This window comes from Leptobacterium flavescens, from assembly GCF_010671605.1.
GTDB lineage: Bacteria > Bacteroidota > Bacteroidia > Flavobacteriales > Flavobacteriaceae > Leptobacterium > Leptobacterium flavescens.
Genome location: NZ_JAABOO010000003.1, coordinates 459,395 through 484,331, shown reverse-complemented (window position 1 = coordinate 484,331; position 24,937 = coordinate 459,395). Strand labels below are relative to the sequence as shown.

The 24,937-nt window shown below is 41.9% G+C and carries 16 protein-coding genes; 10 read left to right on the top strand and 6 right to left on the bottom strand.

All coding sequences use genetic code 11. From position 1 onward, the window contains the following. Window positions 1-5 precede the first annotated feature (5 nt). From GWK08_RS14390 to GWK08_RS14370, 5 genes are read left to right on the top strand one after another with little or no spacing between them, the layout of a single operon-like run. Window positions 6-3,359 (top strand): VCBS repeat-containing protein, encoded by a 3,354-nt coding sequence (locus tag GWK08_RS14390; protein WP_163607925.1) that lies wholly within the window; start codon window positions 6-8, stop codon window positions 3,357-3,359. A 9-nt stretch (window positions 3,360-3,368) separates the two neighbouring features. Continuing rightward, window positions 3,369-6,629 carry a VCBS repeat-containing protein gene (locus tag GWK08_RS14385; RefSeq protein WP_163607924.1) on the top strand — a complete coding sequence of 1,087 codons (3,261 nt, stop codon included), beginning with the start codon at window positions 3,369-3,371 and terminating at the stop codon, window positions 6,627-6,629. A gap of 10 nt (window positions 6,630-6,639) precedes the next feature. After that, the gene (locus GWK08_RS14380; RefSeq protein WP_239524926.1) at window positions 6,640-7,998 is read left to right on the top strand and encodes a vanadium-dependent haloperoxidase; all 1,359 of its coding nucleotides are present in this window, start codon (window positions 6,640-6,642) and stop codon (window positions 7,996-7,998) included. A 9-nt stretch (window positions 7,999-8,007) separates the two neighbouring features. Then, window positions 8,008-8,904 (top strand): GyrI-like domain-containing protein, encoded by an 897-nt coding sequence (locus GWK08_RS14375; RefSeq protein ID WP_163607922.1) that lies wholly within the window; start codon window positions 8,008-8,010, stop codon window positions 8,902-8,904. Further along, the gene (locus tag GWK08_RS14370) at window positions 8,901-9,755 is read left to right on the top strand and encodes an SdiA-regulated domain-containing protein (protein ID WP_163607921.1); all 855 of its coding nucleotides are present in this window, start codon (window positions 8,901-8,903) and stop codon (window positions 9,753-9,755) included. The genes GWK08_RS14375 and GWK08_RS14370 overlap by 4 nt, the downstream gene beginning before the upstream one ends. Here the strand turns inward: GWK08_RS14370 and GWK08_RS14365 are convergent. Next, a complete protein-coding gene (locus GWK08_RS14365; RefSeq protein WP_163607920.1) occupies window positions 9,752-13,420 on the bottom strand; it encodes a metallophosphoesterase in 3,669 nt (1,222 codons plus the stop codon). The two genes, GWK08_RS14370 and GWK08_RS14365, sit on opposite strands and share 4 nt — an antisense overlap. A 189-nt stretch (window positions 13,421-13,609) precedes the next feature. On the opposite strand from GWK08_RS14365, the gene GWK08_RS14360 reads away from it, so the two are divergent. Continuing rightward, window positions 13,610-14,836 carry a Pycsar system effector family protein gene (locus tag GWK08_RS14360; protein WP_163607919.1) on the top strand — a complete coding sequence of 409 codons (1,227 nt, stop codon included), beginning with the start codon at window positions 13,610-13,612 and terminating at the stop codon, window positions 14,834-14,836. Here GWK08_RS14360 and GWK08_RS14355 read toward each other — a convergent pair. Next, on the bottom strand, window positions 14,833-17,214 hold the full coding sequence (locus GWK08_RS14355) for a GAF domain-containing protein (RefSeq protein ID WP_163607918.1): 2,382 nt from the start codon (window positions 17,212-17,214) through the stop codon (window positions 14,833-14,835). The two genes, GWK08_RS14360 and GWK08_RS14355, sit on opposite strands and share 4 nt — an antisense overlap. A 154-nt stretch (window positions 17,215-17,368) precedes the next feature. On the opposite strand from GWK08_RS14355, the gene GWK08_RS14350 reads away from it, so the two are divergent. From GWK08_RS14350 to GWK08_RS14335, 4 genes are all read left to right on the top strand, one after another. Continuing rightward, window positions 17,369-18,262, top strand: a complete 894-nt coding sequence (locus GWK08_RS14350; RefSeq protein ID WP_163607917.1) for a metallophosphoesterase family protein — start codon at window positions 17,369-17,371, stop codon at window positions 18,260-18,262. A gap of 10 nt (window positions 18,263-18,272) precedes the next feature. Then, entirely contained in the window at window positions 18,273-19,451 is a 1,179-nt protein-coding gene (locus tag GWK08_RS14345) for a helix-turn-helix domain-containing protein (RefSeq protein ID WP_163607916.1), read from the top strand. An 88-nt stretch (window positions 19,452-19,539) separates the two neighbouring features. Further along, a complete protein-coding gene (locus GWK08_RS14340; protein WP_204336071.1) occupies window positions 19,540-20,661 on the top strand; it encodes an acyltransferase family protein in 1,122 nt (373 codons plus the stop codon). 70 nt (window positions 20,662-20,731) lie between these two features. Further along, window positions 20,732-22,351: a class I SAM-dependent methyltransferase gene (locus GWK08_RS14335; RefSeq protein WP_163607915.1), complete on the top strand. Its 1,620-nt coding sequence runs from the start codon at window positions 20,732-20,734 to the stop codon at window positions 22,349-22,351. A gap of 242 nt (window positions 22,352-22,593) precedes the next feature. Here the strand turns inward: GWK08_RS14335 and GWK08_RS14330 are convergent, their stop codons facing one another. From GWK08_RS14330 to GWK08_RS14315, 4 genes are read right to left on the bottom strand one after another with little or no spacing between them, the layout of a single operon-like run. Then, window positions 22,594-23,034 (bottom strand): DUF1569 domain-containing protein, encoded by a 441-nt coding sequence (locus tag GWK08_RS14330; RefSeq protein WP_163607914.1) that lies wholly within the window; start codon window positions 23,032-23,034, stop codon window positions 22,594-22,596. A 5-nt stretch (window positions 23,035-23,039) separates the two neighbouring features. Continuing rightward, the gene (locus tag GWK08_RS14325; RefSeq protein WP_163607913.1) at window positions 23,040-23,459 is read right to left on the bottom strand and encodes a hypothetical protein; all 420 of its coding nucleotides are present in this window, start codon (window positions 23,457-23,459) and stop codon (window positions 23,040-23,042) included. Between the two features lie 10 nt (window positions 23,460-23,469). Further along, a complete protein-coding gene (locus GWK08_RS14320) occupies window positions 23,470-23,832 on the bottom strand; it encodes an iron chaperone (RefSeq protein ID WP_163607912.1) in 363 nt (120 codons plus the stop codon). 17 nt (window positions 23,833-23,849) lie between these two features. After that, entirely contained in the window at window positions 23,850-24,767 is a 918-nt protein-coding gene (locus GWK08_RS14315; protein ID WP_163607911.1) for an AraC family transcriptional regulator, read from the bottom strand. Window positions 24,768-24,937 lie beyond the last annotated feature (170 nt).

Below are 24,937 nucleotides of genomic sequence, written 5' to 3'. Positions count from 1 at the left end.
ACACAATGAGATTTCGAGTTTTTAAAAATATTACGAGCCTTATAATTACACTTTCATTACTCTCTTCCTGCCAGTCAGAAAAAGAACAGCAAGCCGAAGAAAAGTCTTTGACCCTCTTCTCACAGCTATCTTCGGAACAAACAGGAGTAAGTTTTATCAACAAAGTGGAAAACCAGAAGGATTTCAACATTTTCAAATACAGGAACTTCTATAACGGCGGTGGAGTGGCCATTGGCGATATAAATAATGATGGCCTGTCCGATATTTATATGACGGCCAATATGGGAGCCAATAAGCTTTATCTCAACAAAGGGAATTTCACCTTTGAGGATATCTCAGCATCCGCAGGTGTCGAAGGAAATAAACCCTGGTCTACCGGGGTTACCATGGTAGATATTAATCAGGACGGTCTACTGGATATATATGTGAGTAATGCCGGGAATATGGAGGGTAACAATCACAACAATGACCTCTATATCAATAATGGCGACCTTACCTTTACCGAAAAGGCTGTTGAATACAATCTTGCCGAAACGGGTTTCAGTACACATGCTTCTTTCTTCGACTATGATAAGGACGGAGATCTGGATGCCTATATCCTGAATAACAGTAATATTCCGGTCAGTAGTCTTGGCTATGCCGATCAGCGGGAAACCCGGGCACAGGACTGGGAAAATGTTCCGGAGATCTTCAGAGGTGTGGGTGATCTGCTGTTACGCAACGATGGTGGAAAGTTTACAGATGTCAGTGAAGAAGCAGGAATATACGGAAGCCTTATTGGTTTTGGTCTGGGAGTAATGATAAGCGATATAAACGGCGACCTCTATCCCGATATCTACGTTTCTAACGATTTTTACGAGCGGGATTACCTCTACCTCAACAACGGGGACGGAACCTTTAAGGAAGATATCAAGAACTGGATATCCCATTTATGTCTTTCGGCCATGGGTGTGGATATGGCTGATATTAACAACGACGGAAATGCCGATATTTTTATTACCGATATGTTGCCCGAAGGCGATCAAAGAGTAAAATCGGTGATGGAATTTGAAGGTTATAATGTTTTTAAGCTCAAACAAAGCAAAGATTTCTATCAGCAGTATATTCAGAATACGCTTCAGCTAAACAACGGGAATAACTCATTCTCGGAAGTAGCTTATTATAGCGGGGTATCTGCCACCGACTGGAGTTGGGCAGGGCTTCTTTTCGATATGGACAACGATGGTTTCCGGGATATCTATATCACCAACGGAGTGAATCACGATCTTACCGATCTGGATTTTGTTGATTTCTTTGCTAATGAAATTATTCAGAAAATGGCACTTACCGGCCGCAAAGAAGCGATAGATTCCATTATCAATAAAATGCCCGTGGCACCTCAGCCAAACTATGCATACAGGAATAATCACGATATCACTTTTAGCAATGAAGCCGAAAACTGGGGTCTGGGAATTCCCAGCCTGTCTAACGGAGCGGCCTACGGAGATCTTGATAACGACGGAGATCTCGACCTGGTGGTAAATAATGTAAACATGGAGGCTTTTCTATACAGGAACAATGCCGAAAGTTTAACGGATCACAATTACATTAAACTGAATTTCGAAGGGAAAGAAGGCAATAAATTTGCGATAGGGACCACTGTAAAAATGTATTATGAAGATAATATTGTGCTGCAGGAACTGATCCCTTCCAGAGGGTTTCAATCCTCCATGGACTATCCGATGACCATTGGCCTCGGAAAAGCAAAAACCATAGATTCCATTCGCGTTATCTGGCCTGACGATCGCACCCAGAAACTGGTTAATATTTCTGCCAATCAGCAACTACAGTTAAAACATTCGGAGGCTGAAGATATTTATAAGCCCCTGAAGCCGGAAGAAAAGAAGACATTCCTCAGCGAGCTGGCAAACAATTCCATGACAGCGCATAAAGAAAATAACTATACCGATTTTGATTACGAAGGCCTTATTTCCAAGATGCTTTCCCAGGAAGGCCCTGCACTGGCAGTGGGCGATATTAACGGCGATGGCAATGAAGACATATTCATCGGCGGAGCAAAAGGACAAGCGGGAGCAGTTTATCTCCACACCGGAGATGGTAATATCAGGCCAACCCTGCAACCGGAACTGGAAAAAGAACTCAGCTATGAAGATACGGCAGCTGCCTTTTTTGATGCAGACGGCGATGGAGATAACGACCTGATGGTAGGTTCCGGAGGGAATCAGGTGGGGCAGGAAAGAAATTACCGGGCCCGACTATATCTTAACGATGGTAAAGGGCGTTTTAGCAAGGTCGCTGAAAACCTGCCTTCTGTTTTTAAAAATATATCGGTCATCGCTCCTTACGATTTTGACAATGATGGCGACTGGGATGTCTTTATCGGTTCGAGGAGTGTGGTAGGAACCTACGGAATTGACCCGGATCATTTGCTCCTGGAAAATAACGGGGACGGAAGCTTTACCAATGTTACCGAGCGTTTGGCTTATGATCTTAAAGATGCCGGAATGGTAACCAATGCCATATGGGCCGATATGGATGGTGATGATAAAAAAGATCTGCTTACGGTTTCCGAATGGGGAACTCCCATTATCTATAAAAACTCCGGCAGAAGGTTATCCAGATACGCTTCAGACCTCGACAGCCTTCACGGATGGTGGAATGTGGTAGAGACCGCAGATCTTGACAACGATGGAGACAACGATCTTATCCTGGGTAACCAGGGGAATAATATACACTACAAGGCTTCGGAAGAAAACCCGATGAAGATCTGGATCAATGATTTTGATGATAACGGGACCATAGAACAGATCGTGACCCGTAATCTCGATGGAAAGGATTTCCCTCTTCATCAGAAAAAAGAACTGACCAATCAGATGGTTTCCCTGAAAAAACAGAATTTAAAAGCTTCCGAATATGCCAAAAGAACCGTGGACGAACTGTTTCCGGAAGAGGTTTTTAATAATTCTATCATGAAAAAAGTTTCCATTTCAGAATCGGTGATCGCTATCAATGAGGGAGGCGGAAAGTTTACCATCAAAAAACTTCCTCCACGGGTACAGCTTTCCTGTGTTTGCGGGATCAGTTGTTCTGATGTGAACAATGACGGCTATGTCGATCTTATTATGGGAGGGAATAATTTTGAGTTCAAACCTCAGTATTCCCGCCTCGATGCCGATTACGGAAGTGTTTTATTGAATGACGGGAATCTCGGCTTTAACTGGCAGGATTATGACGAGAGTGGTTTCTTCGTAAAAAATGAGATCAAGCATATAAAACAATTTAAGGACAAAAGCGGGAAAGCCTTTATTATTACTGCTATTAACGACGACAAACCGAAGATCTTTAAACTGAATAACTAAAAAGTGCCGATGCAAACCAAGATCATAAATAAACCAATATTTTATATAGCCTTGTCCTTTTTGTTTGCGGCATGTTCTAAAAAAGGGGAACTGTTTGAAAATCCCGCTGCCGCTAAAACAGGGATCTCTTTTGAGAATACCGTAAAAGAGACCGAAGACTTGAATATCCTGGACTACCTCTATTTCTATAACGGCGGAGGTGTGGCCATAGGGGATATTAACAATGACGGGCTTCAGGATATTTTCTTTTCCGGGAACCAGGTAAAGAATAAACTGTACCTGAATAAAGGAGGACTTCAGTTTGAAGATATTTCAGAAAAAGCCGGGATAGAAGGGAACAGTTCCTGGAATACCGGAGCTGTGATGGGAGATGTGAATGGCGATGGACTTCTGGATATTTATGTGTGTGCCGTGGTTGGCCTTAAAGGGTTTAACGGATACAACGAGCTCTACATCAATAAAGGAGATAACACCTTTACGGAAAGCGCCGCTAAATATGGCCTCGACCTGGACTCCTATAGCTCTTCTGCTGCCTTTCTGGATTACGACCTGGATGGAGATCTGGACCTGTACCTTCTGAATCATGCAGTACATACCCAGGAATCTTTCGGTCATGCCGATCTGAGATTAAAAAGGAATTACGAGACCGGGGATAAACTCATGCGTAACGATAATGGAAAATTTACCGACGTAAGCGAAGAAGCCGGTATTTACGGAGGGATCAATAGTTATGGCCTGGGCGTTGCAATTGCCGATTTTAATCAGGATGGCTATCCCGACATCTATGTGGGCAATGATTTTCATGAAGATGATTATTATTATCTCAATAACGGCGACGGGACCTTCTCGGAAAGCCTGAAACAGTTTTTCGGCCATACTACCCGCTTCTCTATGGGAAATGACATCAGCGATATTAATCACGACGGCTGGCCGGATATCCTCTCCCTCGATATGCTTCCTGAAGATGAAAAAGTGCTTAAATCCTCTGAAGGGGATGATAATATACAAACCCTGAAACTACGTACGCAAAGATATGGCTATCACTATCAGTATACCCGCAATATGTTGCATATAAACAGGCCCGAAGGCGGATACCAGGAAACCGCCCTCTTAAGCGGAATTGCTGCTACCGACTGGAGCTGGAGCGGATTGTTTGCAGATTACGACCAGGACGGAGAACAGGATCTGTTTATTTCGAACGGGATCACCAAGCGTCCCAACGACCTCGATTTTATCAGGTTTGTATCCAGTGAGCAGATCCGGAAAAAGATCAATAACACAAAACTGGTAGATCGTCAGGCCCTGAATATGATGCCTTCCGGTAGTACCTATAACTATATTTTTAAAGGGAACGGCAATCTTTCATTCACTGACGAATCGGGTAAATGGATCACTAAAGACACACTTATTTCAGGAGCTACCGCCATGGGCGACCTCGATAATGACGGAGATCTGGACCTGGTAACCAACAATATGAATGCTCCTGCCAGCCTTTATATCAATAAAACCAATAAAAAAGCTAATTATCTTAAGCTGAAATTCAAGTACAGGGCTCCCAATCATTTCGGGATAGGGACCAAAGTCTTCTCCTATCACGGGGGAATGCTTCAGTATAAAGAACTGTATACGGTAAGGGGTTTTCAGGCCTCCTCAGAACCGGCAGTATATTTCGGTTATGGAAAGGCTTCAAAAGTAGACTCCCTTAAGATCGTATGGCCGGATGGCACCTATCAGCTTCTCAAAGACCTGGAAGTGAACCAGGCGTTAACCATCAGTCCGGAAAATACGAAAGCCTTCAATTATGAAAGCCTGAAACCCAAAACAAAGAAACTCTTTAAGAGGGTCAGTAATAATCTGGGGATTGATTTTGCACATATCGAAGACAATTATATCGATTTCAACAGGCAAAAACTCATTCCCTATCAGATCTCGGATCGCGGACCCGCAACGGCCATCGGTGACCTCAACAACGATGGACGGGAAGATATTTTCTTCGGAGGTTCCAAATACAACAGATCTAAAATATACATACAAACCGATTCTTCCTATGTGGAAAAGAACATCCCTTCTATTGCCAAAGATTCTATAAAGGAAGATGTTGCAGCTCTTATTGCCGACCTTAACAAAGACGGGCAAAACGATCTGTTTATCGGCTCAGGAGGTGCAGATTTCTTCAATAAAATGCAACCTTTGCTGGACACCTATCTCGTACAACGGGATTCGGTTTTCGAAGATTCTCCTCTCCCCGATTATTTTGAAAATGCATCTTTTATCAGGCCCTGCGATTTTGATAAAGACGGCGACATTGATCTTTTTATAGGGAGTAATGCGGTATCTAATGATTTCGGGAAGATCCCTACCTCCTATCTCTTAAAAAATGAGAACGGAAGTTTTGTACTCTCCGGAAATGAAGAACTGCAAAAAGCCGGGATGCTAACCGATGCCGTCTGGGATGATTTTGACAAAGACGGGGATAAAGACCTCCTGCTGGTCGGGGAATGGATGCAGCCTAAGTTCTTTAAGAATGAAGAAGGGAATTTTACGGAAGCAACACTCCTCAATACCAAACTCAACGGTCTCTGGCAGGCAGTGATCCCTTTTGATATAGATGGTGACGGAGATACCGATTACCTTCTTGGCAACTGGGGAACCAACACCAAGTTCAAGGCTTCTGCCAAATACCCTATGAAGATGTATTATGCCGATTTTGACGGGAACGGGAGCACGGAAACGGTACTGGCCACTGAAAAAGACGGAAAATATTATCCTCTTGCCGGATTGGATGAACTTTCCGGGCAACTGATCAGTATCAGGAAAAAATTTACTGCCTACAGGGATTTTGCAGGAAAACCGATAGATAAGGTCTTTGAGAAAGACGAGCTGAAGAAGGCAGTACTTATGGAGGTAAATACCCTGGAATCGGGGTATCTGAAAAATGAGAACGGGCGTTTCAGTTTTATTCCCTTTGCAAATGATCTGCAACTTTCTCCCGTAACGGCCTTTCTCAGCTATGATTTTGATAAGGACGGAAAGGAAGAAGTTCTCGCTGCAGGGAATTATTTTGGGGTAAAACCCTATCACGGCAGGTTTGATTCTTTTTCGGGAGCATTGATAAAAGGTGAAAATGATGTAATTTTGGGATATCAGACAGGGCTGGAACTCAGCCGTAAAGCGGTCAGGGCTTTAAATATCATCTCACTGAACGACCGATCTTATCTACTAGTAACAATTAATAATGACGAAGCCCAGGTTTATGAATTGGGCGAATAATTTTAAACAGATGAAAAGGATATATCAAAAAGCAGGTTTATTTTTGGGGATCACAGCACTCCTGCTATCATGTAATAAAGAACAGGAACCGATTGTCATCACCGCCGATGACTTTCACAGTTCTGTTGACAAGGTGACCGAAGTAATGGTGCACGATATTTTCTCTCCTCCGGTAGCCAGCAGGGTTTTTGCCTACCCTAATATTGCTGCCTATCAGATCATGGCAAAACAGAACGGAGAGTACACTTCCCTGGACGGGCAGTTAGACGACCTGAGCCCGATTCCGGATCCGGAAGCAGCCGAAAATATCAACTATCAGCTCGCTGCACTGATCGCTCATATCGATATGAGTAAAAGGCTGATCTTTTCCGAAGAAAAAATAGAACAGTTCAGGGACAGCCTGTATAAAGTATGGGAAACCAAAAACGCATCCGAGTTCAAAGCTTCCAGGGATTACGGTCTGAAAGTAGCAGAGCATATTACCGGATGGATGAATAAGGATAATTACAGCGAAACCCGTACCATGCCTAAGTTTACGGTAGATACGGAAGATCCTTCAAGGTGGCAGCCTACCCCTCCGGCCTATATGGACGGGATAGAGCCTCACTGGAACAAAATACGCCCTTTTGTGATCGACTCGGCGGCTCAGTTCAAGCCTCATCAACCTCCTGCTTTCTCCATGGAAAAGGGTTCCGATTTCTATAAAGAATTAAAGGAAGTGTATGATATTAGTGTGGAGATCACCGAAAGAGGTGATGATTCCGAGGAAATTGAGATTGCCCAGTTCTGGGATTGTAACCCCTATGTTTCCGTAACACGCGGACATCTTATGTTTGCTACTAAGAAGATCACTCCCGGAGCACACTGGATAGGGATCGCTAAAATAGCAAGTAAAAAGACCGGAGCAGATTTCGACAAGACGGTTTATGCCTATACCAAGACCTCTATTGCTATTGCTGATGCTTTTATCAGCTGCTGGGATGAGAAATACCGCAGTAACCTGGTAAGGCCGGAAACCCTTATTAACGAACATATTGACGACAGTTGGAAGCCTATCCTTCAGACGCCTCCTTTTCCGGAGTACACCAGCGGGCATTCGGTTGTATCGGGGGCAGCTTCTGTGGCGCTAAGCTCCATTTTCGGAGATGATTTTGCTTTCGACGATGATACGGAGATCCCCTACGGACTTCCCATAAGAAGCTTTAATTCCTTCAGGGAAGCAGCCGATGAGGCGGCTATCAGCAGAATGTACGGAGGGATCCATTACCGTGCTGCCGTGGAGATCGGTGTGAAGCAGGGAAGGGATCTAGGAGCATTTGTAGTAGGGAATTTAAAGATGAAAGCCGGAGATAATCTGGCCTCCAACTAGTGTATACCTATGAAGAAGATCGCCTCGATCCTTATGCTTATTCTGCTCGGAGGGCTCTTGTGGTATCTGTTTATCAAGCCTTATGACTATCTGGTAAGTTTTAAGGCAAAGACTTTTCCGGGAACCATAAATCAGGTGATCAAAACCTGGAATACATCATTTCCGGATGCCAAACGGGTTGAGCAGGACGGATTGGAACGGCTGAAACAGCAGATCGTATTCGGAGATTCTGTTCATATTTACAAATGGAAGATCATCCCTCTTAACGATTCCCTGTCAAGGGTAAAAGTGTACGTCAAAGACAAGGATAACAGCTTTATGAATAAGGTTTCCATTCCTTTTTCGACTACAGATTTTGAAAAGAGGACAAAAAAGACGTTGGTTTCCTTTCATGAAAAACTGAATGAGCATATCGGGAATTTCAGGGTATCCATTTCGGGGGAAAGTCAGACTGCAACCACCTATTGTGCTTATATCCCTCTAAAAGGGGTTCAGATCGAAAAAGCCAGGGGGATGATGAGGAATTACACCTTTATAAGCAATTTTCTGGCCGAAAATAAAGTTAAGTTAAACGGAAAGCCCTTTGTAGAGGTCACCCGCTGGGATATGGAGAAGGACAGTATTGAATACAATTTTTGTTATCCGATCATCAAATCCGACTCTTTGCCCGAGCATGAATTGCTTCATTACAAGCAAATGGAAGGCAAAAAAGCCCTTAAGGCCGTTTACAACGGAAATTATATCACTTCAGACAGGGCCTGGTACGCATTACTTGACTATGCGGAAAAGAATGGAATAGAAGTTGATCATACGCCTCTTGAAGTTTTTTACAGTAATCCCAACATCGGGGGTAATGAACTGGAATGGAAAGCTGAGGTATTCATTCCGATAAAAGAATTGCAATGAAAAAAATATTTGTCCTTATCGGACTTCTTCTCTTTAGCTGCAGCGATTACGGCCAGTTAAGTTATGTGCTTAAAATACCCAATAAACTGAGTGAGAACTCAGGAATAGAATATTCTGAAGCCAAAGGCCTTCTTTGGGTCATTGAGGACAGTGGAAACAAAGATCATATTTACGCGCTTGACAAGAAGGGAAAGATCGTCAGGAATATAAATATTAAAAAAGCCAAAAACTCCGACTGGGAAGACTTGTCCAGGGACAATAAAGGTAATTTCTATATCGGAGATATCGGGAACAACTACAATATGCGCAAGGACCTCACCATTTACAAGATCCCTGATCCTGATAAGACACCGGATGCTGAGGAATTGGAAGCTGAAAAGATCACTTTTGAATATCCCGAGCAAACCCGGTTCCCACCAAAGAAAAGCGAGCGTATTTACGATGCGGAAGCTTTCTTCTATTACAGGGAACACCTGTATATTTTTACAAAGAACAGATCTACGCCCTTTACAGGCAAGACCTACTTATACAGGATCCCTGCCAAAAAAGGGCATCATAAGGCCGAACTGATCGCTTCTCATTTTATGTGCGGAGAATACCTGAATTGTGCCATTACTGCAGCAGCCATCTCTCCCGACATGAAGAAAGTAGTGCTTCTTTCACATGATAAGGTGTGGGTCTTTTCAGATTTTACCACCGATAATTTCTTTGAAGGTAAAAAAAGAGAAATCGCCCTGAATCATTATTCTCAAAAAGAAGGTATCTGTTTTAAGGATAATGACACCCTACTTATATCTGATGAAGACAATGTTGTAGTCGGGCGAAATCTTTATATGCTTAAACTCGATTAAAAATTAAATCCGAGTGCAAAGGCAAAACGGTTAAAGTCGTCTGAGTTAAAGAAAGAGAAGTTGGCTGTAACCAATCCGGTTGCGTTAAAGAAAACCCCTCCTCCGGCAGAATTATGCCATCTTCTGGAGTTATCGTCCTCTACCCATACTCTTCCGTAATCAAAACCTCCGTACACCCCGAATTTCACCGGGAATAATCCGGTCCTGATCTTAGCCAGGTTAAATCTGAGGTCGGTATTCTGATAGTAAGCTCTCTTTCCTACGAAACGCTGCTCTCTGAAACCTCTTAATCCGTTACTTCCTCCAATGGAAGCTCCCTGGTAAAATTCAAATCCGTCCCCGAAATTAAAGTGTCCTTTAAACTTGGTAGCAAAAACAACGGCACCGGCCTTATCTACTTTGGAGGTAAAGCGCAATTGCGGGATCAGGTAAACAAAATCGTTCTCGGAAATATCCAGATTGGTCTTATATCCCGAAGTGATCTCAAAGGCCATCCCCAGGGTTGGATTTGCTCTGTCGTTAAAATTCTGGTATCCGTAAGTAACCTCTCCGCCAACGAAATTCTGGTTTTCAAATACACGTGTCGGAACGTTTGAGATGTTGATAAATCTACCCACGGTGTTCTCAACTTCTACAGCTTCAAATGAACCTCCAATAGAGAAATAAGCTCCTCTTTTTCCTCTCCAGATAAGTTTTGGAGAAGCTTTCAGGTTTCGGATACGCACCCTGTTAAAGTCGAGAGTAAACTCGTCGTCGTTGTTTATACTTTCGTTTCCGAAACCAAAGAAGTTGATGGCAAAGTTAGGACTGGTATACACTCCTTCTATGCCCAGGTTCCAATTACCGAAAACATTGGCGAACTCTCCATTATATCTGACATCATATCCACTTGTGGCAAAAAAGTACCCCACATTGATCCTGTGCTGCTGTGAAAAAGGGTTCCTGTTGAGCGAGTTTATCGTAAAGGTGTTCTGTAAACCTATCTTTAATCCGTCGTCAGGGTTAAAACCAATACTTGGGATAAGTTGATTCACATTCTTTTTGATCTTCTTATGATCGTAAACATTCAACTCGTATTTATCAGACAATTTTTTGGCAACCCCGGTCTCAAAAGTATTCTTCTTCGATTTGAAATCGTATACCTTTACCCTGCTGCGGTTATTGATCTTATATACATCGTTATTTTGTCCTCCGATGATCTTAAGGGCGATCAGGTCATTCCCTTTTCCGTTTACTTCAAAAACATCATCGTCGTCCAGACCGTAGATCCATACCTGTCTGGTCTCATCACTGGAATAGGTAACATCGATAAACTTATCGCTTTTTTCTCCCCCCTTTATCCTGAAGGCCTGAACTCTTGTTTTTCCATCCGGTAACCTGGTAATCTCAAACCAGTCGTCTTTATCCGTACCACTGATCACAGGGTATTTTTTCAGGTGATGGTAATAGGTTCTGGCTATATCTTTTAAGTTGCCTCTTCTGGCAATCAGGGAAGCCTTGATCTTATCCAGGATCCCTTTATCCATTTCTGCAGGGAAATTCTCAAAGGCCTTTTCTATAATATCATCTGTCAGGCGCTGCTGAATAAGACCGGCCTCTTCCAGCCAGTCGTTCAGGTCATGCTCATCCAATACGGCAAGGTCCAGAGGAAAAGGTTCATCATTAAACCATCTTACGTTACGTATTTCGGCTTTGTAAGGCTGCATCAGTCTCAGACCCGGGATCACCCTGGTGGCATAGCTCAGGAAAAGTCCGTCAAAATTAGAGAACACCTGATCCCTGTCTCTCGGGATGGGTTTATATATTTTCTTTCCGTCTGAAGTCTCAAATTCGGCCCATCTCCACTGATCCTCATGCCTGTCCCAGTCGCCGAGAAGCATATCAAACAATCTCGACTTGATATAAAGGCGCTCATCTACGCTGGCTTTATCTTTAGATCGTAGCTCCTCAAGCAGGTCCTTGGTACTGATGATCTCATTGGAATTCCCGAAACTGGCCACATTACCATGCCCGGAATCAACACGCTCTTCAATAAAATACAACTCATCTCCATAAGTGTCATTATACTCTCCCAATGCATTTTGCTTAGGCACATAGTAAAGTGAAGGATTGGCGTGCAGCACTCCAATTACATCTGCCATTTCACCTACGGTAAGAGATGCATACGGATGTGCTGTTGTATAGAAATCCAATAGTAATCGCTCCGAATATGTGTCTTTGTATTCTTCCTGAATAAACTGATCTTTAAACGCTACTGCCTGTAAAAAGCGTACCGCACTCTTTCTCACGGCTCTCATTACGAATTCTCTTCCGTCCTTTGTTTTCAGGCGAAGCGATTTGGACTGGTGTCCCCCTCCCTTTCTAACGGGAGTTAATCCTCCGAGAAGTGTATCCAGCATTACCGTCTTAACTCTTACTTCTTTACTGTATTCGCTTCTGTAGTGTTTTCCCCAGACACCCCTGTACAGGCCTCCTTTGGTGGTCTCTTCCTTAGAGTAAACCGAGCTGGAAGTAGTTGCCGGAAAGCTGGAAGGATAGTCTTTTAACTGTATTCCTTTATCGGGTTGAATAACCTCAACCTGATAGAGGGGGCTTTCAAAATTATTCTGTTCTCCGAAGAATGAGGCCCAGGCAGAACCGTCTTCATAAACGGAAAGCTTAACAAATCCCTGTCCGCCATATGCAAATTCCCCGTCTGCTCCCAGGCTTGCTCCATTGGCTTTAGACCCGGAACCACTAATAATAAAGGGGGTATTGCTGTTAATGATATATTGTAAATTGTGCTCATGCCCCGATACAAATATCATATTATCGGTCTGCTGTGCCAGGGTCAGGAGTCTTTTAGAAAGTGTTCTGTAATTAACATCCTGAATATCCTGAGGGCTTACTCCTCCTGTTTTGCGGATATAGTTTTTAATGTTTCCAAGTACCGGAAGTGGTGTCAGATAACTTCCGAAAGTATACTCTCCCCCGTGGGGTCCGTTAGATACAAGAGGATGGTGCATGGCAACGATCAGGGTTTTTCCCTGAGACTTGTTGATCTGGCTCTCAAACTCCTCAAAAAACTGTTCCCGCGTCCTTATTCCGTCACATTTATCGTTAATATCGGGGTTCTTATCCCAATCGGCAAGGTACCATTCCGAATCTACCACTAAAAGGACAACATCATCATTTATATTTACTTTTTCTATAGGGCACCCGTTTTCCGGCAGGAAAGTGTTCTTCCCCAAAGCATCTTCCACATATTTTTCCTGCAACTTAAGTCCCTTAAGGCCATCTGCATACCAATCGTGATTCCCCGGAATAAAGACTGTTTCTCCTTTAAAACCTTTAACTGCCTCTATCTGGACATTCAACCGGTGTTCGGCCAGTCTTCTCCCTTCTGCTCCTTCTTTCGGGAGTCCTGCGGGATAAACATTATCTCCCAGAAAAACAGCCGTACTGTTTCCGGAGGCACCGGACAACGCTTTTTTAAATGCATCCAAAGCAGGAGTTGAAGCTCCGGCTTCTGCATTTCCGGCATCCCCGATCAGGTAAAATTCATGAGAAACGCTTTTACCTGTTGGCTGGGTAGAAGTAGTTGTCTGTCTGTATTGCGGTAAGTATGTTGCACAAGAATAAAAGAACAACACAATGAGTATAGTGGTCAGTCTAATCGTTTTCAAGCTGTGAAATTTTAGTGTTACTAACTGCAATTTATTAATTAAAATATCACTTTCATCAAATCTGGCCTTCAATTTGGGCTAATCGGGGAATATTGACATGAAAAAGGTTAATTTTGCTACTTAAGCTGATTTTTTTATTAGTTTTAAAAGGCTAATTTTAGGTCACTATTTATTAATTTATTCGAAAACATGACGGGTATTCTTGAAACAGCGCAGAAATACGTATTGGAATCACTTAATGAGAAGCTTCCAAATGCCTTTTTATATCACAATTATACGCATACACAGCGGGTGGTAAAGCACGTTAAGGAATTGATCGAAGCCGAAAAGCTCAATGAAGAGGACGCAGAGATCCTGCAACTTTCTGCATGGTTTCACGATATAGGTTATATAAAAGGCCCTTCCGATCACGAAAAGAACGGAGCCGAAATAGCTACCGCTTTTCTTAAGGAGAATAATTACCCGGAAGACAAAATTACAATTATATCCAACGCCATAAAGGCTACAGCCATGGATGTAGATCCGGTAACTCAACTGGAAAAGATGCTTTGCGATGCCGACTTCTCTCATTTTGCATCCAAGAATTACGAAGAGGTATCTTCATTATTAAGAGAGGAATTCAAGCAACTGGGATTAAAGACCTATTCCGACCGTCAGTGGATACAGGAAAATATAAGGATGTTCAATGAGCATCATAAATTTTTTAGCCTGCATGCTGTGGAGCACTGGCAGCCGCAGAAAAACAAGAACCTGCTCGAGCTGAACAAAGAGCTGAAAAAGATAAAGAAGAAAAGAAAGGAAGAAAAGCTCAAGGCAGAAGCGCTCGACAGTAAAATACAAAAACAAAAGCTCCCCGAACGCGGTATAGAGACCATGTTCAGGGTAACTCTTAAAAATCATATTACCTTAAGTGATATAGCAGATACCAAAGCCAATATCCTGCTGTCGGTAAATGCCATTATTATCTCACTGGCGCTTTCTAATCTTATTCCTAAACTGGATAACCCTTCCAATAGCTACCTGATCTATCCGACGGTTGTATTCCTCGTATTCAGTTTGGTATCTATGGGACTTTCGGTTCTGGCTACCCGGCCCAATGTTACCAGTGGTAAATTCACCAAGGAAGATGTAGAGAACAAAAAAGTAAACCTTCTCTTCTTCGGGAACTTCCACAAAATGAAACTGGAAGAATTTGAATGGGCCATAGGCGAGGTAATGAAAGACAAAGATTATCTCTATTCCTCCATGACAAAGGACCTTTACTTTCTGGGAGTTGTGCTGCACCGCAAATACAAGATCCTGAGACTTACCTATGCCATTTTTATGGTAGGTATCGTCATTTCGGTTCTGGCATTTGCAATTGCTTTCCAGACGTCGGAAGCCGCAACCGCTACAGATCTTTTAGGTCTCCGTTAGGAAATTTTCAGCTCCTGCATAAGATCGTCATAGGTGTAGACCTTTTTCTCGTCTCCTCCTTTTTTATAGAGTACTTCGGCGCGTATGGCTTTAAGTCCGCTTACACCCTGAAGTCCTTCGAGCTCAACGATCTCAACATTGCTGGTAAAGTAATTCTTAGACTGAAGGAAACTGATATACCTCAGGTATTCTCTTTCATCCTTTTTCTGAGAATAAACAATAGCGATCTTTCCGGGTTGAGTAAGGCGTTCTTTCGTTCCTTTTACCAGAGATTTATCCAAACGTTTTTTAATGATCTCATAACGGGCATTATAGGTCCCGTCTACATCAAAACGCTTTTCATCCATCCTGAAGCGTATGGAAAGAGATGAATTATATACCAGAAGCATGGAAGCCACATCCAGTTTAACAGGAAGCTCAGGCTTCAGGTTATAGTATTTATTTTCCATCTCACACATCACCTGCAGCTGCCACAACCTTAAATTATTAAGGTAGATAGGATGGTATTCACCACCCTGGACCATGGAAGCACCTATATACATATTGTGCTCCACACCATCGGTCTTATAGCGCTCAAAATAATGCGGGAACATAGCCTGTGCATCTCTCTGCTTTTCATCTATAACCCTTGCAAGGCTTTTGTTGATAAGGGTTACACTCTCATCGTAATTCTTGCGGTGATCGTAGATCCCTCCCGTGGTATTATCGATATTTTTCCTGTAATCCTTTACCAGCTGGGACAACTGATCACTTCTGGTCTCGATATGCTCCAGTACCGGATGCACATCTTCCCTGACAAAATCCAGGATCGTCTGCTCACTATGTGTAAACAATTCTTCCTTGATCAGGGAGAGGTGATTGTTTATACGGAACTGGATCTCTTCGTATACCGGGAGTTGCTCCTCCTTAAGTGAACAGCTGAAGATCTCGTTTAACAGAGATAATTGTATGATCAGATCTGTCTGAATAGCCTCGTTCCTCGCAATAGAGGATCCCTTGATATCTACCTGCCCGTAAAGCGGATAAACATCCTTAAATGCGATCTCCTTAAAAGAGGTCTGATTTCCTTTGGCATTCTCCATAAGGAAACGTCTTGCCTCCTTTTCGAATCGCCAGTACACACTATTGTGAATAGAAGTACATTCGTGCTGAATGATGGCTTCTATATAGTTTTCCTCTTCGGCTTTAGAACGCAATACCGTAGAAATAATGAACGGCATTACATCTATAAGCTTGTTGGCATTGATACTGTTGAGTTCCTTAGGCCTGGTAGATACCAGCTCCAGAACCCCAAGCAGTCTTCCTTTATCTGCAATCGGTGCCAGAATAGCACTTTTATAACCCTGTTCCTTTAAATTCTTATAGGGGGCTATCCCTCCGGACATTTTATAATACTTATCGATATCCGGCAGTGCGTAATACTGATTCTCCTTTAAAAGCTTGGAATAGGAATTCTGACAGAGAGAATCGGTGCAATTTGCCTTTTCCTCTTTAAACAGCAGGTAACTCTGTACACCTTCTTCTCCGTGTATTTTCTCAAAACTGTCTTCCTCCGGATCATACGCCACAAAACCTACTTTAAGGTCCGGGATATTGAACAGCGACTGGAAAATAGCTTCGAATTCCTCTATAAAATTCTCATCTTTTGGCTGAGTTGATGAAGATCCCAACAAGGTTGATTTAAGATCGGAAATGGAAACATCGGCCGTAACATCAAAAATATTCGATATAACAAACCCTTTACATACCCAGCTATTCGGAGGGAATTTTTCCTTCCACAATTCCAGGTTATCAAAATTCTCCAATAACTGATCTACATCTTCATCGGTGATCTCCTTAGCCTCTTCAGTAGGCACGATCTCAGTAAAGTCTGCATTGTATATGATCCTGTAATGCCTCATAATACCTTTGGCATCCGGAATATCGTAATATAAAGGTCTTTTGAAATCCACATCTATCTTATAGTGGAATTTCAATATAACAATACAAGCCAGGATATACATATGTCCTTCCGGCATATTGCGGATCTTTAATTCGAAGTCCTTCCCTGCAGTGTCCAATATCTTCTCAAAACGGGAAGAAGTATTAAAGATCAGGTTCTGAAACGGAATAGAGGCAGCCTTTATCTCGTTGCCTGTTAAAACATCCGAAAAAGAATCCTGAAGAATATATGAGATCTCGTTTTTGTACGTATCCAATAAGGTAACATCCGAGAACCCGTCCCTAAGCTCCGGATATTGTTCTGACATGGCCAGAATCTTTTGTGCTTTTTTCGCCCTCAGTTCATCTTTGCTTCCGGCTTGCTTTTCGTAAACCTCCAGAAGTTTATTAAAACTGATCTTAACGGACAAAGGCGAAACATTGTTTGTGTCTAGCATATCACCATTGTTACTTGAGCTACAAAGGTACGAAAAACCCCTTTCTAGCTATGTTAACTATTTTAACTTTTTATTTTTCCCTCACCTATATTAGTAGTAAAAAGTTGAGTTTCATTACTCATCTTTTTTATCGATATTTATTGAAAAAAGAAATATGTCTTCTCATAAAAGGTTAAGCAGGGCTTTTGAAAATGCCAAAATCGTAGAGTTTGACGACTCTTCAAAGTTTATTCTTTTCAGTGATTGCCATAGAGGAGACAATAGTTTTGCAGACGATTTTGCAAACAACCGGAATATGTATTTCCACGCTCTTACCCATTATTACAACCAGGGCTTTACCTATTGTGAACTGGGAGATGGTGATGAGCTCTGGGAAAACCGAACTTTTGAGGTGATCCTTCATTCCCACAAGAATGTTTTTATGCTGATGAAGCAGTTTTACGAAGAAGAAAGATTGCATCTTATTTTCGGGAATCACGATATGGTTTACCGGAATCAGGCTTATGTGGAGCAGCACCTCTATTCTTATTTTGATCCTAAAACAGGAGAGAAAGAACCTTTGTTTGATGGCATTTCCTTTAATGAAGCTATAATTCTGAAGCATAAAGTGAGCGGGCAGAAACTGTTCCTCACTCATGGGCATCAGGCCGATTTTATGAATTATCACGGCTGGCGCTTTAACCGTTTCCTGGTTCGCGTACTCTGGAAACCGCTTCAGGTGGTTGGGATTGCAGATCCTACCAGTCCTGCCAAAAATTACAAGGAACTTAGAAAAGTGGAGCGGCGTACAAAGAACTGGATCTCCAAAAACAACAATCAGCTTACAATTACAGGACATACTCATCGCCCGAGGTTCCCGAAACCCGGAGACCGGGCCTTTTTTAATGACGGAAGTTGTGTACACCCCAGGAGTATTACGGGAATAGAGATCGAAAACGGCGGGATCTCCCTGATAAAATGGAATATGCAGACCACTAAAGAAGGTTTTCTTCAGGTAGTGCGGACCGTCCTGGAAGGCCCTCAGAAATTATCCGATTATATGACCTGAAGAAAGTAAAATGGAACATATTCAGCAGCTCATAGATAAGATCCCCATAAGGCATAATTTTATTTCTTTACTGATCATCACCGGGATCATACAAGGATTCCTTATGTCGGCAGTGATCGCATTCCGGACGAATAAGAAGAATGCTTCTTTGCGTATCTTCGGATGGTACCTGTTGATCCAATCCATCATTGTTCTGGACATTTATCTGTGTTACACAGGACTGATGAAACATACTCTGCATTTTAATGACTCTACGGAACCGCTGGTACTGGCCATAGGGCCTTTGCTTTATCTGTTCTTTTCAAGCCTCCTGGAGCGCAAATCCATTAACTTTAAAAAGGATTGGTATCACTTTGTATTGCCGGTTCTCTACATGATCGTTAATATCCCTTATTATTTACAACCTCTCCAGATAAAATTAAATGCTTACCTGGATGCTTATTTCCCAGATCTTGGTTTTGCAGAAGTTCCTGAAGGCACTACCTACCCGTATATCTGGATAAAAGATGAATTCCGATGGCTTGTACTAATAAGTTTTCTGTTCTATATAATTATTTCGGTCAGGATCGTCCTGAGGACCAAAAGAGAGACCTACAGAGACCTGCGGATCACCAAATACAGTTTTACCAGGAACACCATATTCCTGTTTTTATGTGTTTTTGTACTGGTGTTGCTTATTTTTCTGAATTTCGAGGATGATGGCGGCGATCATTATATTGCCGTTTTCCTGTCGCTGACCAATTTCCTCACCCTTATTTTTATGATGTCGGAATCACGGTTCTTTGAAAGCTCATGGATCGCGGATAAATACGAAACTTCCGGATTGAATACAGATCATTCTTCTATGATGATATCGATCAGGGATTATGTGGAAAGCAATAATTACTTCCTACAAGAAGATGTATCCCTAAAAAACCTGTCGGGAGAACTGAAAGTACCCGCCAATTATATTTCCCAGGCGATCAATGCAGAAGAAGGGATAAATTTTAATGAATTTATTAATCGTTACAGGATTGAAGAAGCAAAACAAAGGCTCCTCAGTGAAGATTATGCGCATTTATCTGTAGTCGGGATTGGGAACTCCGTAGGATTTAAATCCAAATCGGCCTTTTACACTGCCTTTAAAAAGCATACACAAACATCTCCTGCTTCCTATGTAAGCACTTTTAAGGCAAAAAAGAGTCTTTAATTGCAATTCTGCACCTCTTGAACCCTCTGTTTTTCATATAACAGCCGTAAAAATTTCAACTTTGACCAAAATTAAAAAACGATAAATCATGGTTGAAAAAATTCGCAGATACGATCTGGACTGGTTAAGAGTTCTTGTTTTCGGACTCCTTATATTTTATCATATTGGAATGTTCTTTGTTCCCTGGGGCTTTCATCTTAAAAACAATGTTATCTATGACGACATCCGATGGCCCATGCTTTTTGTAAATCAGTGGAGGCTCCCTATCCTCTTTGTGATCTCCGGAATGGGTACTTATTACGCTTTATCATTCCGGTCTATCTCTCAGTTCAATATGGAAAGGTTAAAACGATTGGTTATTCCCCTGGCATTCGGGATGCTCTTTATTGTACCTCCACAGGTGTATTTTGAACGATTGGCAGAGGGAAGGTTTCACGGCTCCTATTGGGTGTACTATACGACCGAAGCTTTTAAAGGTGTCTATCCCGAGGGTAATTTAAGCTGGCACCACCTGTGGTTTTTGCCTTATCTCTTTATTTTCTCTCTTTTGCTTTCGCCTTTGTTCGTTTATTTAAAGAACAACAGCAATCGTTTTACCAACTGGATCATCAGGATCACCAAAAAACCTTTGGGTCTGTATTTCTTTGTCATCCCCCTCTATTTTGTAGAAGCATTGGTAGAGCCCTTCTTCCCGGTGACCCATGCCCTGATAGACGATTGGTTTACCTTTAGTTTTTTCCTGATCCTGTTTTTTTATGGTTTTCTGTTGATCTCTTTAAAAGATCAGCTCTGGGAATCTGTAGATCGCATAAAAAGAACCGCATTAATCATCGGTTCAATTGCCTTTAGCACCCAGTTGCTTATCTGGCAGGTTGAAGACAGTACGGTTATTCATTTTACGGAAGCTATGGTTAAAGTAATTAATCTCTGGTCCTGGATCCTGGCCTTTTTCGGTTATGCTGCAAAATACCTTAATAAACCCGGCACCCTGCTTAAATACTGTAACAGGGCGGTATATCCCTTCTATATTTTACATCAGACAATAACCATAGCCATTGCGTATTACCTGATGGATCTCGATTGGGGATTCTGGCCGAAATTTTTAATCCTGACCGTCGGGACTTTTGCAGGTTGCTGGTTGATCTATCATTTCCTGATCCTTAAAATTAAATTCCTGCATCCGCTTTTCGGTTTAAAAAAACAGACATAGTTCCGGGAACGAATTTGTTTTCCGTTACAGGAAAAATAATATCTTTAAGTAGTTATAATCGTTTCAAACAATGCTATCAAGAACCGTAAAACAAGAACTCCGCTCCAGTCTTTTTCGCCATCTCGATGGTATAGGTACAGCTCCTACCGCCTATTTGCTCCACGAAAAGGGAGTGCTGGATTATCTGCTAAAGAAGAAAAAATGCTCGTTAAAGGAACTTAGCGGGCATTTTAAAGCTAATGAAGGCTATCTGAACATCGCCTTGCGTATCCTCTGTTCTCAGGGATGGCTGGTTCAGAAAACGGATAATCAAACAGACTGTATAGAGTTCTCTCTTTCGGAGTTGAGTGAGCCTGCTTTTAAGCATATCCCGCTCTATGCGGATGTGGTTCATCTGCTAAAATTCTCAGAGCGGTTCCATCCGAGGAAATTCGAGATCGAGCCTTTCAGGATCCTGGAGAAGATCTATGAGAAGTTTAAAAACAGATACGGGCTTCCCGAAGCAGAAGATACGAATGTAAAAAAGATACAGGAGCAGGTACTAAAGCATATTGAAGGGATTATAGTGGGGCCGACGGCCGTGCATCTTGGAATGAGCGGGATGTTCCACAAATACTTTATGGAAGCTTCCTTTCGGCCGGAGGAGTTTCACAGCGATGCAGAGAGTTTCGGCAAACTATTGGATATGCTGTCCTATCTGGGCTGGTTCCTTAAAAAGAACGGAACCTATCAGTTTACCGAAAAAGGGCTTTTCTATGCCAAAAGGGCCAGTGCCTACGGAGTAACCGTTAGCTATATTCCCATGTTCAGGAAGCTGGAAGAATTGCTGTTCGGCGATCCGGAAAGTATCAGGGACATAGGGCCCGGAGAGGCCGAAAAACATGTAGACCGGGAGATGAATGTCTGGGGAAGCGGAGGTGCCCATTCTACCTATTTTAAGGTGGTAGATGAAATTATCATAGAGCTCTTTAACAAACCTATCGATGAACAACCCAGAGGGATCCTGGATATGGGTTGCGGGAACGGGGCTTTTCTCCAGCATATTTTTGAGGTGATAGAATACCAGACCGAAAGGGGAAAACTCCTGGAAGAATATCCCTTATTCCTTGTGGGTGCCGATTACAATGAAACAGCTATCCGTATTACCAAAGCCAATCTTATTAATGCCGATATCTGGGCCAAGGTTATCTGGGGGGATATCGGGAAACCCGAATTACTGGCAACTGATCTGAGGGAGAACTACGGAATAGATCTGAAAGACCTCTTAAACGTTCGTACTTTCCTGGATCATAACCGTATATGGGAAACTCCCGAAAAAACAGACCCCAAAAGACTTAGTGCTTCTACGGGAGCCTTTGCCTACCGGGGAAAAAGGCTTTCCAATAACATAGTAGAAGATTCTCTGCTGGAACATCTAAAGAGATGGGAACCCTATGTCAGGAAGTTTGGATTACTGCTTATTGAGCTGCACACCCTCCCTCCGGAAATTACGGCGGCCAATCTGGGGAAAACCGCTGCTACTGCCTATGAGGCCACTCATGGTTATTCGGATCAGTATATTGTAGAAGTAGATGTGTTTAACAAGGTTGCCCGTGAAGCCGGTCTGTATCCGAGCCCGGAGCTTTCCAGGAAATTCCCCGATTCGGAACTCGCTACCGTAACGGTGAATTTGTTTAAAGGGTTAAGTTAGTGTTGATGGTTGATGGTTGATGGTTGATGGTTGATGGTTGATGGTTGATGGTTGAAGATTGCTCGTTTAAAAATTAAAATCCAACATTTCCTGTCTTTGCGAGCGTGTGCGAAGCAAGCTTTTAGTTATTGGGATCTGGTTATTTGTTGTTTGTTGATGGTTGTTCGCTTTGTCATCTCGAGCATCTCGACTACGCTCGATACAGGCTCGTCGAGAGATGGAATTTGGGAATTGATATTTCCCTAAACTCCGAACTGTTTTAAATGATGATCGAGATGCTTTGAAAAGAAATTGTTCCACTCTTTACTGTTCATTCTTCCGAATACAGGATGTTTTCGATTGTTGAAATAATCTTCGCCTAATCCCTGAACCTTCTCAATCCCCTTTATTAATCTTGTTCTCTCGGTTTCAAAATCCCTTTTGTCTTTTACGATAAAAGCGGGAGAAGTCTTCATATTTCTCTTATACGGTTTTTTACCCACAACAGTACTTTTTGCAAAAAACCGTATTAACAACCGGGCAATGACCTTTGGTCTCGGCGAATTGTCCTCGAAAGCATAGGCGCAATGAGCAAGCATTTGCGATACTTCCATTTTACCCCACTTCCCTTTGGTATCTGCTTTTAGGTTATTTATCCTCTCAATAAATTCATCGGATCCGGTTTTGTTGAAAATACTTTTCATATTGATTATTTGGAAACCTTTGACAGATTTGTGGAAGCTCCGAGATAAGCAGCGAGAAGTTTCGTCAGAAAAGAAATAATAAACACTCCGTAATGCTCAGACCAGTTTACAGATGCCATAAAAAGTAATACAACATCAATAAGAATATAGGTCAATGCTAACAGGAGGCCCGTTAATACTTTATTTTTTTCCAGCTTCCGGGTCAATGATCTTGCTACAAGAAAAATAAGTACAAAGCCTGCAATAATTGCTATATAAGGCGCCGTAACCTTAGCATGTTGTTCGTAGAAAACCTCATCTCTGTTTGGTTTAATAAGTGTAGAGAATATAAATACTTCCAAAATAGAAGTGACGATTAACAGGGCATGAATAAGGATTGCCCAACCGGTTATTTTTAACCACGGAATTTTATTACTCTTTCCCATTTTCCGAAGATTAGCATATTGTATTGTCCGATCTGACCGTTTCCTGAAGTAACTTTCTGATTAACCGATAGTCGATCTTTTCGGGGTTGCTATATCGAATACAACCTTTTCCGTGATTAACCCCATTTAACAATTCTGCATTGGAAAGCATGACATCGTGCTTTAAAATATAAATGCAGATATGTTGCTTCTGACTTGCAAAAGCAACTTCTATCTGATCGTTCTTTTTATATGACGGCATGTTGTAAACCATAGATTCTTCATAACCTTTCAATTCTTCCTTGCAAAGCTCCCTGATCTTCTCCAGGGCTTTTACACGTTTTTCAGGAACCTCATTCAAATATTGGTCTACGTTTTTTGCTTTGCTCTTCATTCTCTGCTTATTAAGAATTATAATGGAATAAAAATGTCTACTCTATGCTTTTCATTCGGTGTGAAAAGGCTGTTCGTATGAAACAACTCAAAATAGTATCCGTCTCCTGCAACACAATTATTATCAATCATCCAGACACTCATGGCATCCCAGGCTCTTTTAAAATCCTTTTCATATATTTCGAATTCTCCTTTCAAATATTTTCCTCGCGGAATACTCATTTTGGAAATATCACTACTCAGGGAAACACCATCGTCAATTTTAATACAGGCGCTCTGAGTGATCAGTCTTTCTTCTGTAATTGCCGGGTTATCGTGAATAAGCATCAACCATTTTACGTCCTTTTCCAATAAGCCTAAAGGTTCTGCCCGTTGACGCAGCTCGATAAATGAGTTTATTACTTTATCAAAACTTCCTTTATGCCGGATATAAGCTATTTTTTGCTCTGTTAATAAAGACATTTCAATCCGGGCATGTTGCTTTGACCACTGCCTTATCTCCTCTACATCACAAATGTATTTTTCAAGGGTTATAGTTTCTTTACAAATCTTGCTTTTTTGTTTTTTGATCCGGTTAAAGCTTCCTTCGGAGTTTTTTTTAAATGCGGAAGCACTCATGCCATAATAAGCTTTAAACGCTCTTGAAAAACTGGTTGCGTTATCGAAACCGTATTTCAGGCTAACCTCTTTTAGGGATATTTCCTTGCGATTGATAATAAGGGAGGTGATCTTTTCAATTCTTTTCCGATTAACGAATTGATGGATGGTCTCCTTACAAACAAGCGAAAATATCCTGTGGAAATGGTATGGTGAAATACAGGCTACTTCAGAAACTACCTTTAGCGACAGATCATTGTCTAAATTCTGTTCAATGTAGTTAATAACAACATTTATACGATTTACGTAATAGGACTCAGTTAGTTTTTTCCCGGACACAGGTTGTCGATTTTCTTTTACTATTCACTTAAAGTTAGAATAAAATAAAGAAAATGTTTTATTAAATCGGGTAGATCCTATGCTTAAAATCTCCCGACTGCGCTCGAGAAGACATAAGCTTCAGAGCATGTTGATGGTTGATGGTTGATGGTTGATGGTTGATGGTTGAT